15 protein-coding genes and 1 pseudogene are annotated in these 13,558 nt (G+C 46.3%); 12 read left to right on the top strand and 4 right to left on the bottom strand.

Annotated features, from left to right (window positions below):
* Positions 1 to 6: 6 nt before the first annotated feature.
* The 4 genes from DDZ15_RS11030 to DDZ15_RS11015 form a co-directional block, all read right to left on the bottom strand.
* On the bottom strand, positions 7 to 450 hold the full coding sequence (locus DDZ15_RS11030) for a hypothetical protein (RefSeq protein WP_109647137.1): 444 nt from the start codon (positions 448 to 450) through the stop codon (positions 7 to 9).
* A complete protein-coding gene (locus tag DDZ15_RS11025; RefSeq protein WP_109647136.1) occupies positions 447 to 941 on the bottom strand; it encodes a hypothetical protein in 495 nt (164 codons plus the stop codon). Before DDZ15_RS11025 ends, DDZ15_RS11030 begins: the two co-directional genes overlap by 4 nt.
* 32 nt (positions 942 to 973) lie before the next feature.
* Positions 974 to 1,495 carry an RNA polymerase sigma factor gene (locus DDZ15_RS11020; protein ID WP_109647135.1) on the bottom strand — a complete coding sequence of 174 codons (522 nt, stop codon included), beginning with the start codon at positions 1,493 to 1,495 and terminating at the stop codon, positions 974 to 976.
* A 112-nt stretch (positions 1,496 to 1,607) separates the two neighbouring features.
* Complete coding sequence (locus DDZ15_RS11015; protein ID WP_109647134.1) at positions 1,608 to 2,303, bottom strand: Spy/CpxP family protein refolding chaperone; 696 nt, start codon at positions 2,301 to 2,303, stop codon at positions 1,608 to 1,610.
* Between the two features lie 448 nt (positions 2,304 to 2,751).
* Between DDZ15_RS11015 and DDZ15_RS11010 the strand changes: the two genes are divergently transcribed.
* The 12 genes and pseudogenes from DDZ15_RS11010 to DDZ15_RS10955 all read left to right on the top strand — a co-directional run bounded on the left by DDZ15_RS11010 (position 2,752) and on the right by DDZ15_RS10955 (position 13,496).
* Positions 2,752 to 4,218 carry a phytoene desaturase family protein gene (locus tag DDZ15_RS11010; RefSeq protein ID WP_109647133.1) on the top strand — a complete coding sequence of 489 codons (1,467 nt, stop codon included), beginning with the start codon at positions 2,752 to 2,754 and terminating at the stop codon, positions 4,216 to 4,218.
* Positions 4,215 to 5,924 (top strand): ABC transporter permease, encoded by a 1,710-nt coding sequence (locus tag DDZ15_RS11005; RefSeq protein ID WP_109647132.1) that lies wholly within the window; start codon positions 4,215 to 4,217, stop codon positions 5,922 to 5,924. The genes DDZ15_RS11010 and DDZ15_RS11005 overlap by 4 nt, the downstream gene beginning before the upstream one ends.
* Before the next feature lie 318 nt (positions 5,925 to 6,242).
* On the top strand, positions 6,243 to 6,599 hold the full coding sequence (locus DDZ15_RS11000) for a type II toxin-antitoxin system RelE/ParE family toxin (protein ID WP_109647131.1): 357 nt from the start codon (positions 6,243 to 6,245) through the stop codon (positions 6,597 to 6,599).
* Complete coding sequence (locus DDZ15_RS10995; protein ID WP_109647130.1) at positions 6,596 to 6,874, top strand: helix-turn-helix domain-containing protein; 279 nt, start codon at positions 6,596 to 6,598, stop codon at positions 6,872 to 6,874. The genes DDZ15_RS11000 and DDZ15_RS10995 overlap by 4 nt, the downstream gene beginning before the upstream one ends.
* 100 nt (positions 6,875 to 6,974) lie before the next feature.
* The gene (locus DDZ15_RS10990; protein WP_109647129.1) at positions 6,975 to 8,108 is read left to right on the top strand and encodes a serine hydrolase domain-containing protein; all 1,134 of its coding nucleotides are present in this window, start codon (positions 6,975 to 6,977) and stop codon (positions 8,106 to 8,108) included.
* A gap of 617 nt (positions 8,109 to 8,725) precedes the next feature.
* Positions 8,726 to 9,376, top strand: a complete 651-nt coding sequence (locus DDZ15_RS10985; RefSeq protein ID WP_109647128.1) for a hypothetical protein — start codon at positions 8,726 to 8,728, stop codon at positions 9,374 to 9,376.
* A complete protein-coding gene (locus DDZ15_RS16735; RefSeq protein WP_109647127.1) occupies positions 9,297 to 9,626 on the top strand; it encodes a zinc-binding dehydrogenase in 330 nt (109 codons plus the stop codon). Before DDZ15_RS10985 ends, DDZ15_RS16735 begins: the two co-directional genes overlap by 80 nt.
* Before the next feature lie 19 nt (positions 9,627 to 9,645).
* A complete protein-coding gene (locus DDZ15_RS10975; protein WP_109647126.1) occupies positions 9,646 to 9,831 on the top strand; it encodes a hypothetical protein in 186 nt (61 codons plus the stop codon).
* A 17-nt stretch (positions 9,832 to 9,848) separates the two neighbouring features.
* Positions 9,849 to 10,742: an alpha/beta fold hydrolase gene (locus DDZ15_RS10970; protein WP_109647125.1), complete on the top strand. Its 894-nt coding sequence runs from the start codon at positions 9,849 to 9,851 to the stop codon at positions 10,740 to 10,742.
* A gap of 25 nt (positions 10,743 to 10,767) precedes the next feature.
* Positions 10,768 to 11,577, top strand: a complete 810-nt coding sequence (locus DDZ15_RS10965) for a CPBP family intramembrane glutamic endopeptidase (RefSeq protein WP_158278682.1) — start codon at positions 10,768 to 10,770, stop codon at positions 11,575 to 11,577.
* 32 nt (positions 11,578 to 11,609) lie between these two features.
* Positions 11,610 to 12,571: pseudogene (locus DDZ15_RS17075) on the top strand (alpha/beta fold hydrolase).
* Entirely contained in the window at positions 12,558 to 13,496 is a 939-nt protein-coding gene (locus tag DDZ15_RS10955) for an NAD(P)-dependent alcohol dehydrogenase (RefSeq protein ID WP_109647123.1), read from the top strand. The pseudogene DDZ15_RS17075 and the gene DDZ15_RS10955 overlap by 14 nt, the downstream one beginning before the upstream one ends.
* Positions 13,497 to 13,558: the final 62 nt, after the last annotated feature.

Genomic DNA, 13,558 nt, shown 5'->3' with positions numbered 1-13,558 from the left:
ATCTGCTCAGCGACCCCGTTCTCCGTAACGGTTCGGGCTGCGATGCTGTCGAACCGAATCGGGATGAAACCGGCTGTCCATTTTTTGAAGCTGAACACTGTCGAGGATGCCGGTCAGATCTGAACGAAATGATTCATAGTACTCTCTGATCAGCTGATGTTCGGCCATCCTGCGTTCACGCATCGCCTGCCCTACATCCACCCTGTATTCTTCCATCGATTCAAAGAACGGCTCCTCCTGAGCTTCTTCAAGTTCCAGGTACCGTGATAATCTTTGCTCCATCCTCTCTCGCATTTCAGGTCCGGGTCCGCCGCCACGCTCCCAGCCCCGCGGTTCACCGCGATGCTCCGGTCCCCATCCGCCAATTGAGCGGCTTGCCAGAAAACCCGATATAAATGCGATCACAAAGATGGCTGTATAAGCCAGTATGGCTTTTGTTTTTGATTTCATTGAGCTCCTGTTGTATTGGTTTCTTCGCCCTGAGTGTCTTCAATTCCACCTTCACCGGGCCAGTCGGAGATGTAGCTTACATACTCATCCGCAAAGCTGGGATCTTGCGGATAGATCAATTCATCCGCGGTTATCGCATCGGTATACGCTGCCCCGGAAAATGCACCCGTCAAAAAACCTGCAAGGGATGAGGCCGTCAGAATGAGCAGTGATGCGGCAAGCGCAAACTTTTTGAACCAGAAAACGGACGCCATTGAAAACGGTTCGTGTTCGATAAGGCGTTCCCGGATGCTTCTGATCGAGGATGCATCTCTGTGCTCATCCTCGGTTCCGTAGATACCTGATATATCCGGCAAGGCCATAATGTCACGGTAATCCTGCATCAGGTCAGGATACTGCTCCAGTTCCCGCTCAAGAACCACCCGTTCAGCATCGGTGAGAAGCCCGTCGGCGGCATCGTTTATTCTGTTCTCAAGTTCATTGCGTTTCATATCTATCACTGTCAGTTGTGAATACTATTTATTCAGGGCTGATGGACGCCCATTCGCTTCATCAGTATGGCCAGCTCTTTCCTGGCCCTGAACATTCTGTTCTTCACTGTTTCTTCATTCAGACCGGTTACCTCAGCAATTTCCGGATAGGTAAGGCCGTCAATCAGTTTCATCACTACAACGGATCGAAGCAGTTCGGGCAGCATGGCCACCGCTTTGCGCAGCAACAGGATCTCCTCCCTATCCCGCTCGTCATCCGATACGCTTGATTCAATACTGAGCTCATCGGAGGGAGTGCTTACCCTCATCTTTTCATATTTTCGCTTCCTGAATTCATCAATGGCCAGGTTCCGTGCGATGGCATAAACCCATGTATAAAATCCGGAATCTCCTTCAAATGAGTCCAGGTTTTTATATGCTTTCAAAAACGCTTCCTGTACCAGGTCTTCAGCGTCAACCGATGATCCGGCCAGGTAGGCCCGCATGGCACGATGAAGACGCGGGTAAATTTCACCCACGTTTCGCCTGAATTGCTCTTTCCGGACATCTTCCATAGACGTTTCATCGTATAACTGCCTGGCACAAATACGGATCGGCAGGCGTGGACACGGGCAGGCAACAATCGGTTTCAACGATCTGTACCTGCCGGTGTGTCTTCCGTCTGAACTACCTGTTGTTCCTGCGGTTTTGCATACGCTCTGCTGGCCGCTGCGGCATATTGGACCTCATCTGTTCCTGAAGTTTCTCGTATTCAGCTGCCGTAAGCAAATTTTTAATCCGTTCCCGGGTCTCTTGTCTGCGTTCGCGAATGTCTTCCATCTCATCGGAAGTGAACGGTTCGCCGCTCAGGATTCTCTCCTTCTGCAGTCCAGCCATGATCGCATGCTGTGCATTCATCACTTCAAGCACACTGCGTGCTTTCTCGCCTTCGATGCCCGCTTTTTCGACCATCACCTCATGACGCAGACGCACCAGTTCTACACGCTCGTCCACTTCGGCTACGAGGATATCCTTCAGCCTGGCCTCTTGTTCATCATTGAGGATATCAAGGAGTTCACTGCGCAGCTCCATTCTGTTTTCCATCATATTCTGTCGCATTTGAGGCCTGTCGGGCCGGTTCCTTTGACCCTGCTGTGCTGCGCGCCCGCGATTGTCCCGCCGGCGTTCCTGCATTTCAGCGCGCCGGTCAAGCCGCAGTTCCATGATCTGCATTTTCTGTGCATCGGTCAGCTCAAGCTCTTCGCCGTATGTCAGAATAAACTGGCCTCCGCCTCTCTGGCCCTGTGCCGCTGCTGTTGCAAAGAGGCCTGTTCCGAGTATCAATACAGTTGCTATTCCTAATCCAATTTTTTTAAACATCATTCTCACCTTGTTTGTTTGGGGTTGTGGGTTGCTTCTGTTCATTTAGACGCAATGAATCCGCTATCGTTTGAAAAAAATTCGGCTATAACTTTCATCCAAACTCCTCCGCGCCTCTGCGGTTAGGTCATACCCTTACAATTTCTCGCAGATAAACGCGGATGTTACCGCTGATTTTCGCAGATTTTTTGACACGCATTTCTGAACAGTCTGTCCCGGGTACCCGATTCCTTCACGCTCCTTCCCCATACAACCCTCTGTGTTTCCGTGGCTCCCCGGTTTGTACTCTATTCTTATCTAAAACCTCCACTGCCATCCTCCACGCACTCAGCGCCTCTGCGGTTCCCTTTTTTCACTGTTTTAAATCCCCCTCTCTTTTTCAGGTTTGGCGGCAGTTTCCGTACCTTTCACTCACATTTGAAAACAGGTTCAAATTCATCTTTTTACACCTTTGAGTTTAACATCAGTAACAGATGCTTACGACGCAGTTATCGTGGGTTCAGGCCCCAATGGACTTTCTGCTGCGATCCGGCTAGCCCTTGAAGGGCTGCATGTGAAGGTGTTTGAAGCCTCCGATACGATAGGCGGAGGCATGCGCACCAAAGAACTCATACAAGCGGGATTTCACCACGATGTCTGTTCGGCCATTCATCCCATGGCCATATCCTCCCCGTTCCTGAAAAAACTGCCTCTCGACCAGTACGGACTGCGATGGATCCATCCGGACTACGCCGCAGCACACCCGCTCGATGATGAGCCCGCGGCCATCCTGTCGCACGACTTACATGAAACGGCTTTCAAGCTGGAAAAGGATGAAAAAAGGTATAAATCGATCGTGACTCCGCTGGTTGAGAATTGGGATGAGCTGACCAAAGATTTCCTGGGGCCGCTCGGGTTGCCGAAAAACCCGCTCAAAATGGCCTCTTTTGGTTTTAAAGGCCTGCAGCCTGCATCTCTTTACAGAAAAAGATTTAAAACTGAGCGCGCTCAGGCTCTTTTTGCAGGCCTTGCGGCCCACAGCATGCTCCCGCTTTCATCCTTTGCCACGAGCGCAATCGGACTGGTTTTCTTTGGAACGGCACACACGGGCGGATGGCCTCTTCCGGAAGGCGGCTCGCAGTCTATTGCCGGTGCAATGGCCTCCTACCTCAAAAACCTTGGGGGTGAGATTGAGACGGATATGAAAATTGAGCGACTTGACCAGCTCCCAGAGTCCAAAGCAGTGCTCTTTGATCTGACTCCCTTTCAGGTGATGGATATTGTGGGAGATGCATTCCCGGCATCTTATGTTAGAAAACTGAAGAAATTCCGGTATGGTCCGGGTGCATTCAAGATCGACTATATCCTGAAAGAGCCTGTACCGTGGAGAGATCCCGAATGCAAAAAAGCCGGCACCGTGCATCTGGGCGGAACTTTTGATGAAGTTGCTGAATCGGAGAAACAGATGGCCGGCGGCGGGCACCCCGATAAACCCTTTGTTCTGGTGGCGCAACAGAGCATCTTCGACAAGAGCCGCACTCCCGACAACCGCCATACGCTCTGGGCCTACTGCCACGTTCCCAACGCCTCAACCGTAAATATGACTGCTGCCATCGAGCGGCAAATTGAGCGGTTCGCTCCGGGTTTCCGGGATGTGATTGAAAAACGACGCATCATGAATACGCTCGATTTTCAGCTTTACAATTCAAATTATGTAGGCGGCGACATCAACGGGGGAAGCCAGGATGTGAGGCAGCTCTTTTCACGGCCCGTATCCTTCACCAGCCCTTATGCCACGCCGGCAAACGGCATCTACTTCTGCTCATCCTCCACCCCACCCGGGGGAGGCGTTCACGGAATGTGCGGCTACCATGCAGCCACCCATGCACTGAAACAGGAGTTCGGCATCGCCGGATCCGATCTGAAGTTTACGATATGATCCAGAATCTTCTTGAATTCACCCGCGACAACCTGAACAGGCTGCAGCCCTCCGTTTCAAAACCCGGCTCCGGGCTCTGGAATATCCTAACCGTTACGGTAGCCCTGTTGGTTTCCATACCGGTGCTGACGGTTGCGGCGAACATTTTTGTGCCCAGCGGGGATATCTGGCAGCACCTTGCCTCCACGGTTTTACCCGGCTATATCAAAAATTCGTTCTGGCTGATGATCGGGGTTGGCAGCGGTGTATTTATTCTGGGCGTGGGCACCGCCTGGCTGGTAACCATGTGCCGTTTTCCCGGCAGCCGCTGGTTCAACTGGATGCTGATTCTGCCCATGGCCGTGCCCGCCTACCTGATGGCCTATACCTATACTGATTTTCTTGCCTACACCGGCACCTTTCAGAGCCTTCTGCGCGATATTACCGGCTGGGGACTCGGAGACTACTGGTTCCCGGACGTGCGCTCACTCGGCGGGGCCATCCTGATGATGTCGTTTGTCTTTTTTCCCTACGTCTATCTGCTCACCCGTACTGCTTTTTTGGAGCAGTCGTCCTCCCTCCTGGAGGCGAGCCGCAGCCTGGGCGCTACTCCCCTTCAAAGCTTTTACAAGATCGCCCTGCCGCTGGCGCGTCCCTCGATAGCCGCAGGTATGGCCCTGGCACTGATGGAGACGCTGAACGACTTCGGAACCGTTGATTATTTTGGCGTTCAGACCTTCACCACAGGCATCTATCGTACCTGGTTCGGCCTGGGCGAACGCGCCGCGGCGGCACAGCTTTCCGCTTTTTTGCTGCTTTTTATCCTGATCCTCATCCTTATGGAGCGCTGGAGCCGCAGCCGTATGAACGTGCGTCCGCAGGGAACCGGACGGTTTCGCCGCCTCAGCGTCTATCAACTGAAGGGCTGGAAAGCCTGGGGAGCAACCCTGTTTTGCGCCCTGCCGGTTCTGATTGGTTTCCTGATTCCCACGCTGATACTGGCCGAAATGATGATCTCCAACTTCAGTGCGGCCGTTGACGCCCGTTTCTTTCAATTCAGCTTCAATACCATTTTGGTGGCTCTGCTTGCGGGTTTTGTGGCACTGATCACTGCCCTGATCATGGCTTACGGCGTACGCCTGAACCCCAATTTGCTCACCCGAACAGCCACCCGCATCGGAGCGATGGGATATGCCATACCGGGCTCCGTGATTGCGGTGGGTATCCTGATCCCCTTCGGCTGGGCCGATAACACCATCGACGGCTGGCTTCGGGACACCTTCGGTTTTTCTTCCGGATTGATTCTGAGCGGAACCATCTTTGCACTCATCTTCGCCTATGTGGTGCGGTTTCTTGCGGTGGCCTATAACACGGTGGAGGCCAGCCTGGGCAAAATCACACAGAATATGGATGAAGCCGCCGAGGGCATGGGTTATGGTTTCGGGAAGATTTTGCGCAAAATCCACATCCCGATGATGTCGGGAAGTCTGTTTGCGGCAATCATGCTTGTGGTTGTTGACGTAATCAAGGAGCTGCCGGCCACTCTTATTGTTCGTCCATTTAATTTCGACACCCTTGCGGTGCAGGTGTACCGTCTGGCATCCGACGAGCGGCTGGCCGAGTCTTCAGGGGCCGCCCTTGCTATCATCCTGGTGGGTCTTGTTCCGGTCATCATTCTTAGCCGATCCATCACCCGGTCGCGGAAGACCGAGGGAGAAGGGAAGTAGGCAAGACGGTACTTTTTTTCTGCTATTAGCGGATCTTTGTAGCGTGCATTTTATAGCGGCACATTCATGCTCCATAGAACGCATCATAAAGCCACATAAAAAAATAAAATTTATTCGGCGCTTTATCCGGACATTCATTACGACCTGATAAATTATATCCGGACATAATGATGTTTTTTATTGCTTTGTTAGCACCTGAAACCTATTATAAAATATATCCGGCAACTCGGATGCTGTAAATAAATACATGTTATGCCTCCTCACTTCTACAATAGAAACCTACTTGATTAAGTTAACATTAATGTTAACATTTAGTCTGTGAAAGAAATCAAGTTCTATAAAACTGCATCTGGCAAAGTCCCGGTCAAAGAGTTTTTAGATTCTTTGAGTTCGAAACATGCCCAAAAGGTTGTTTGGGTTCTTGAATTGGTTGAAAGACTGGATCAGGTCCCTGTTCATTACTTTAAGAAATTGAAAAGCACAGATGACATCTGGGAGGTTCGAGCAAGAATCGGATCGAACAGTTTCAGGATTCTTGGTTTTATTGATGGGGATGAGTTTATCATCCTTACAAATGGTTTTCCCAAAAAATCACAGAAAACACCAAAAAAGGAAATTAAACTGGCAGAGCAGCGTAAAGCTGATTATCTGTCCCGAAAAGGAGGTAAACAATGAGTGATCTTCAAGCATATATCAGCGACAGAAAGAAACGTGACCCTGAATTTGCCGAGGGGTATGATGAAGGATTCCGAAGTTTTAAAATTGGTGTGCTACTGAAGCAAGCCCGTGAAGAAGCGGGACTGACGCAGGATGAACTCGCCAAACAATTAAACACGAAAAAAACCGCCATCTCACGAATCGAGAACCATGCCGAAGATATTCGGCTATCAACTCTTGAAAAATATGCCCAGGCATTTGGGAAAAAGCTCAAAGTTGAACTCGTAGAATGAGACAGGCATAATATACCGTTATCCGGCACTATAAAAACTGCAACTAAACCTTCAACTCTTCGTTTAGTACACAGAATTTCAAACAAGCAATTACCCCCCCTTGCGATATATAATTTTAGCGGTACTTTTATCCTTTCCATACGTAGCAATTTCTCAAAATGTTAGTCAACAAAAAGATACTGAGCAGCTGTTTAAGACATTCTCTGTAGAATTAGATTCATTGCGAAAAGCGAATCATATTCCCGGACTTGCTGCTGCCGTGGTAACAGATCAGGAGCTCGCATGGTCAAAAAGTTATGGAAGCTCCCATTTTGATACCGGTGATGGCGCCACATTTAAAGCCGTAACGCCTGATACTCCATTCTGGATTGCATCGGTAACAAAAACATTTCTGGGACTACTATTTCTTCAGCTCGAAGAACAAAGCAAAATTGACCTAAACAGTAAGATCAACGATATGCCTGGCTGGGAAAATTTTTGCGGTTGGCTTTCAAATTCCAACATTATTTTTGGCCAGAATCTTCACTGTGATAAGCCAATCACCATCCGAAACGTCCTTAACCACACCGTCAATGGAGAACCGGGAACCGAGTTTTTATACAATCCCATCATGTATTCCCGGCTTTCGCGATACATTGAATATGTTTACAGCAACCCTATTTCAACCGCTGAAGGCCGTCATAATACCATGGCACAATTGACTCAGGAGAACATTCTTGGTCCTGCCGGAATGGATCGGACGATGGCCGGCATGTGGCAGCGCGAAAAGGCATTGGTATTTTTTGATATGGCACAGGGATTTGAATATACAGAGGGAGGTTATAGTCGAAAAAAGCACCTCGAACGACATTTTGCAGGAGGCGCGGGTATCGTTTCAACAGTCAATGACCTTGCCAAATATGACATTGCCCTTGATAACGGTACACTTGCTTCAGACCAAGTAATGGAAAAGCTATTCACTCCCGCCGTAGCTCCAGATGGGTCTAATCTTCCCTATGCTTTTGGCTGGTATGTTCAATATTACAAAGGTGAAAAACTGATCTGGCATTCTGGCTGGGATGAAAAAGCCGGATTTTCTGCTCTTTATTTGAAAGTACCTGAAAGAAATCTGACGCTAATTTTGCTGGCAAACAGTGAAGGAATATGGTGGGGTAATCCACTAAATGAAGCAAAAGTTGAAGGATCACTCTTTGCTCAGTTATTTCTTAGTCATTTCGTCTTCGACACTAAATAAAAACCTTGTGCCGCATAACCAGCGCATTAAGCGGACACGCCTCGTCAAGTCTTTGCCTCTCTCGGGTTTGAGTTTCTACTTTCGTTAATTGCTAATTCAGCATTCACGCCTGTGCAGCTATTGCGCAAGGCCGTATGACTACGGACAAGTTTTCATCCGTTTTCTGGGTACTCATGCTGAATCGATGATGCCATAACTGAAATATTCATTTCCGGGATCTGAACTGGGGTTCAGAAAAGGCAGAATAGCTATGGATGTGTTATCAATCAAAAATATAAAGGTGTTTGAGTGCTAGCCGTTATTCATTTATAAAGGACGAAGATATAAAATCATGGGAATCAAGCAACAGACATTGAAAATGATGCACAGCCTCAATTGAGCATCCGGGAACAGAGCTCCGGTTCGGGGACAAGTGAAAAAATGCAACCATTGGTTTAATTTTTCTCCATACACCCCCAAAAGTCCTAAATCTCACCAATACGTCCGCAATTTCATATCAGGACGTTTGCCCTGCTATTTCTTACGATCATTGATCTGTCGATTCGATAAAGTGGTTTTTTAAGACTGAATTTATCGACAAACATCAAACCGATCTTTGATCATAAAAATTCAGAACCATGAAATACCTGATATTAATTGTTTTTACTCTAGCCTCATTTAGCGCTTTTGCTCAAGAAATCTCTCCTTTGGGTAAAGAAACTGACGTAGCCCAAAAATACAGTGTCAGCTTACCCGTAATCATTTTACCTCAGCTGGCGATGGACTCATGGAATGACAGGATGCATACACAGCACATCGAATTTCATATCAAGCGCAATGTAGATGATAAGAACATTATTGGGTTGAAGCTGGCTACGTGGCGGTTATTTCAACCTATGGGCATTGTATGGTGGGACGGACTTTTGGATAAATTAGACACTAAAAGCGAATTCTACCCCGGCTATGTGCGACATACAGGAATAGGTATGTCTTATCAGCGCATGTTATGGAAAGGTCTGTTTACGTCGGTTGAAGTCTTGCCGCAGTATAAAACCTATCTGGATTTAGACAATAATAAAATCGCTAATGGCTTTAAGCTGTATAATTCCTTCCATCTCGGCTATCATATTTCACTTGGTAAGAAAAAACGATTCTTCATCGAACCACAGGTCCATTCCCAATTCTGGGTATTCGATACCAACACACCGGATGAATTTAAAGCACTGGATGACAAATGGAGAAATTACTTCCTCTTTGAGCCCAATATTTACGTTGGGATTAATTTCTGAAGTATGGTTACACAGATATATGCTGGTGACTTGCGTATCAGGAAAGACGAAAGCAAAGTTCTCAGCAAACGGAGCTTTGCCGGTAAAGGAAACCAGGCGTTTATTGCACATGCTTCTTGAGATCATTGAAGCCGGAAAGCTGAGAGGAATTCTCTGCCGAACGTATCCGCTGGAGCAGTTTGCACAGGCTTATAAATACGTGGATACAGGCCGCAAAAAAGGGTATGTAGTTTTAAATCCAATTCTGTAATCTTAATAAATCCAGCAAGATGAAGAAAAATAAGCAGACAAATTATATAGCCGCAGGAATGGCAATTGGAACAGCCATCGGCGCAGCAATAGGAATTGGTATAGAAAACCCTGGTATTGGAATATCTGTCGGGATTGCTATCGGTGCTTTTATCGGATATGGAAAACAAAAAGATGTCGCAACAAATCAGAATAGTGAATCATAGTTAAACATCTCAAAAATATGAGCTCATTATTTAAATCCGAACAGGGAAAGAGTGAAATTCTCCAGCTATACGATGCAAAACTGGAAAGTCTAAACATTGACTATGAATACATAACGGTACAAACCAGTTTTGGACACACCCATATCATAGCTGCGGGAGATCCTGCGAATCCGCCGGTCATACTTGTTCATGGTTCTAATGGGTGTGCACCTATTGCACTTGAGACCTATGCTAATCTGCATAAAGAGTATAGAGTTTATGCTATTGATGTATTGGCTCAACCCAATAAAAGTGCCGAGACTCGCCTGAGTATGAAAGATGATTCCTATGGAAAATGGATGAATGAAATCATCACTGACCTGAAGATTGAGTCCGTAACGATGGCAGGATTCTCTTTTGGCGGATTGATCATTCTGAAAACACTGGAAAATGATGAGACCAGGATCAAAGAAGTGTACTTATCAGCACCGGCTTATATCGTAAATGGAAATCCATTGAAAGCCATTTTCAAAGTGTTCATCCCGATGAAGAGGTACATGAAGACTAAAAAAGTAAAGTATGTTGAGAAGTTTCTGTCCCACCTGTTCACTGACCGGGATGAATTTGCTATCGAATTTCTTTCTAAAGTCTTTTTAGAATTTAAAATGGACTTTACTCCGGTTCCGGTAATCGACACCAAAAAAGCTCAGGCAATAAATACCCCTATCACCATTTTCGCCGCCAAACATGACATTTTATTTCCCGGGCAGAAAATGTTGAAAAGAGCGAAGAAAATATTCCCTTCACTCAATGAAAGCAGCCTTTTAGAACATTCTAAACATGTGCAAAACAGAGCCCAGAATAAGGTGATTGAAAAAGAAATTATGAACCAAGCAAAGGCGGCACAAATTTCAGCCATTACTATTCAATGAAAAAATCATGTCCCGGATAATAAGCATGTTTGCCTCATCAGTTGTTCAGAACCAAGATGAAAAGAAAAAGTACCGATGGAAGGTGTCCTTCACGGTTCTTCTCCTATTTATTTTTGGCGCGATAATTAATCTGCCATTCAGCAGAGAGGTAAAAAACTTAGCTATTGAAGCCGGTAAGAAGGACATCACCTTAAATGAATCTATTTTTAGCGAGTTATTAACAATTGGTATCAGTGGTCTCATCCTTGGATCTATACTTGTGTTCATCGGTCTATGGGTTTCGTCAAATGCCAATTTGGGAGCCCCGCTTATTGCCAGGTACTTCTCGAATAAACCGATGAGTGAGATAATTGACAGAAAGGCTATCCTGTCGAGTATTTTCCTGTCTGTAATAATTGCTTTAATACTTTTGGTATTGTTTGAAATTCAAAGCGAAGTTTATCCTGTTCCAAATAAGCTACCGCGTCCATCCAAAATGTATTATTTAATCGTGGCGTTCTCTGCCGGCATTACTGAAGAAATCATGTTTAGATTGGGGTTAATGTCGTTTATAGTGACAGTAATCCATTCATTTAAAAGTGCAGATAACCCAGGTAATGGAACGGTTTGGGCAGCCATCATTATTTCAGCCCTGTTTTTTGGCCTGATGCATCTTCCATTATCCAATAATTTTGTAGATCTGACCCCTTTTACAATTTCCGTAACAATGATTGGAAATTTAATCACGGGTTCAACATTTGGCTGGATATTCTGGAAACGAGGTCTGTTGGTAGCGATACTGTCGCATATTGTATTCGACTTGGTTTTTCATGTAATCGGCTCACCATACTCTTAACGAGTCACGATAACCAAAAATCAATATGAGTTATGAAATCACTGTCAAGTACTAAAGGATTCCCAAAGCCACGTATTATTCATGTAAATGGCATCAAACTGGAAGTCTTTGAAGCAGGTGAGCAAAATGCAGGAAAACCGATTGTTCTCTGTCATGGCTGGCCCGAACACGCCTTTACCTGGCGGCATCAGATTCCTTCTTTAGTTAATGCAGGCTATCATGTGATCGCACCAAATCAGAGAGGTTATGGGTACTCTTCACGTCCGGCAGAAGTTACCGATTATGATATTGTACACCTGACCGATGATCTGATCGGATTGCTTGATCATTATGGATATGAGGATGCCACCTTTGTAGGTCATGACTGGGGAGCAAATGTCGTTTGGAGCCTGGCACAGCTACATCCGGAACGGGTAAATAAATTATAAACCTGGCTTTACCGTATCAGGAGAGAGGTGAAATTCCCTGGATTGAGCTTATGGAAAAATATATGGGGAGTGACAACTATTTTGTTCACTTCAACAGACAGCCGGGTGTAGCCGATGCAATTCTGGATGAGAATGTATCCCGTTTTATGCGTAATCTTTTCCGAAAAAATGTTCCTCCGTCTCCGCCTGAGCCTGGAATGTTGATGATCAATCTTGCCAGGGCATACGAGCCACAAGGGGAACCGATTATGAGTGACCGGGAATTAGCCGTTTTTGTTTCTTCTTTTCAGTCAACCGGGTTTACCAGTAGCATAAACTGGTACAGAAACCTCGATCGCAACTGGCGTGTCTTAGCGGACGTAGATCCGGTCATTCAACAACCCACACTCATGATCTATGGGGATCGGGATATGATTCCAAAATCTGAAAGACTATCAGATTTCGTGCCCAATGTGGAAGAAGTAAGTATTGATTGTGGACACTGGATTCAACAGGAAGCACCCGAAAAGACAACTCAGCATATTCTAAACTGGCTCGATAAAACAAAAAATGATGAAAGCGATTAAATGTTTGAAATACGGAGGTTCTGAAAACCTGGTGTTGGCAGATGTTGAAAAGCCAAACCCGAAAAACAATGAGGTGCTGATAGAAATAAAAGCTACATCAGTCACCGCCAGTGATGTACTGATACGAAGATTGGATGAGCCGCTTATTCCAAAATTTATACTCCAAATCGTCTTCGGTTTTGGGAAACCACGCAACCCCATTTTGGGGATGGTATCATCCGGAGTGGTGGTAGCGAAGGGCGAAAACGCAACCTCCTTTCAGATTGGTGAAGAAGTATTTGCCTACGGTTCTGTTTCGGCTACAAATCACCGTTTTGGGTCTTATGCAGAGTATATATGTCTGCCCGAAGACTGGAGTATCGCCCTGAAACCGGCCAACATCAGTCATAATGAGGCTGCCGCGACTCCCTATGGCGGCTTACTGGCTATGCATCTGCTAAGCAAAACCTCCATTCAGAAAGGTGATGAAGTCCTGATCTACGGGGCTTCAGGCAGTATTGGGACAATGGCGGTGCAATTAGCCAAAATTGCCGGCGCAAAGGTAACCGCTGTTTGCAGCGGCAAAAACGTTGACCTGGTCAAATCGCTGGGTAGTGATCGGGTGATTGATTACACCCTGCAAGGCGCTGAAAAACAGTTATCAACTTATACATATGTAATAGACGCAGTCGGAAACTCAAAGTCTTCACTACTTAAAGAAATAAGCAAAAAGGCGTTAACTGTAAATGGTAAATACATATCCATTGATACCGGCGTACCCAAAACCCCAAGAAGTGCTTTTATACAATTGAAAAACTACCTCGCAGCAGGGAAAATCAAACCGGTCATTGATCGAGTCTACCCATTAGAAAAAATGGCCGAGGCCCACGATTATGTTGAACTCGGGCATAAGCGAGGCAATGTTATCATACGTGTTTCCCTTTGACATATCTGATTAAAAAATATAAACAACCTTGAATTCAACACTTAAATCATTATCAAATAAAC

The organism is Rhodohalobacter mucosus (assembly GCF_003150675.1).
In the GTDB taxonomy this organism is placed as follows: domain Bacteria; phylum Bacteroidota; class Rhodothermia; order Balneolales; family Balneolaceae; genus Rhodohalobacter; species Rhodohalobacter mucosus.
Note: the sequence above shows the minus strand (reverse complement) of the source record. Positions and strands in the feature narration are given on the sequence as shown.

Excerpts from the sequence above, each read along its gene's own strand:
- DDZ15_RS10995 (WP_109647130.1), top strand. The coding sequence starts at position 6,596 with ATGAGTGATCTTCAAGCATATATCAGCGACAGAAAGAAACGTGACCCT.
- DDZ15_RS16735 (WP_109647127.1), top strand. The coding sequence starts at position 9,297 with ATGAATTTAAAGCACTGGATGACAAATGGAGAAATTACTTCCTCTTTG.
- DDZ15_RS11005 (WP_109647132.1), top strand. The coding sequence starts at position 4,215 with ATGATCCAGAATCTTCTTGAATTCACCCGCGACAACCTGAACAGGCTG.
- DDZ15_RS10975 (WP_109647126.1), top strand. The coding sequence starts at position 9,646 with ATGAAGAAAAATAAGCAGACAAATTATATAGCCGCAGGAATGGCAATT.
- DDZ15_RS10970 (WP_109647125.1), top strand. The coding sequence starts at position 9,849 with ATGAGCTCATTATTTAAATCCGAACAGGGAAAGAGTGAAATTCTCCAG.
- DDZ15_RS11015 (WP_109647134.1), bottom strand. The coding sequence starts at position 2,303 with ATGATGTTTAAAAAAATTGGATTAGGAATAGCAACTGTATTGATACTC.
- DDZ15_RS11030 (WP_109647137.1), bottom strand. The coding sequence starts at position 450 with ATGAAATCAAAAACAAAAGCCATACTGGCTTATACAGCCATCTTTGTG.
- DDZ15_RS10985 (WP_109647128.1), top strand. The coding sequence starts at position 8,726 with ATGAAATACCTGATATTAATTGTTTTTACTCTAGCCTCATTTAGCGCT.
- DDZ15_RS10965 (WP_158278682.1), top strand. The coding sequence starts at position 10,768 with ATGTTTGCCTCATCAGTTGTTCAGAACCAAGATGAAAAGAAAAAGTAC.
- DDZ15_RS11025 (WP_109647136.1), bottom strand. The coding sequence starts at position 941 with ATGAAACGCAATGAACTTGAGAACAGAATAAACGATGCCGCCGACGGG.
- DDZ15_RS11020 (WP_109647135.1), bottom strand. The coding sequence starts at position 1,495 with ATGGAAGATGTCCGGAAAGAGCAATTCAGGCGAAACGTGGGTGAAATT.
- DDZ15_RS10955 (WP_109647123.1), top strand. The coding sequence starts at position 12,558 with ATGAAAGCGATTAAATGTTTGAAATACGGAGGTTCTGAAAACCTGGTG.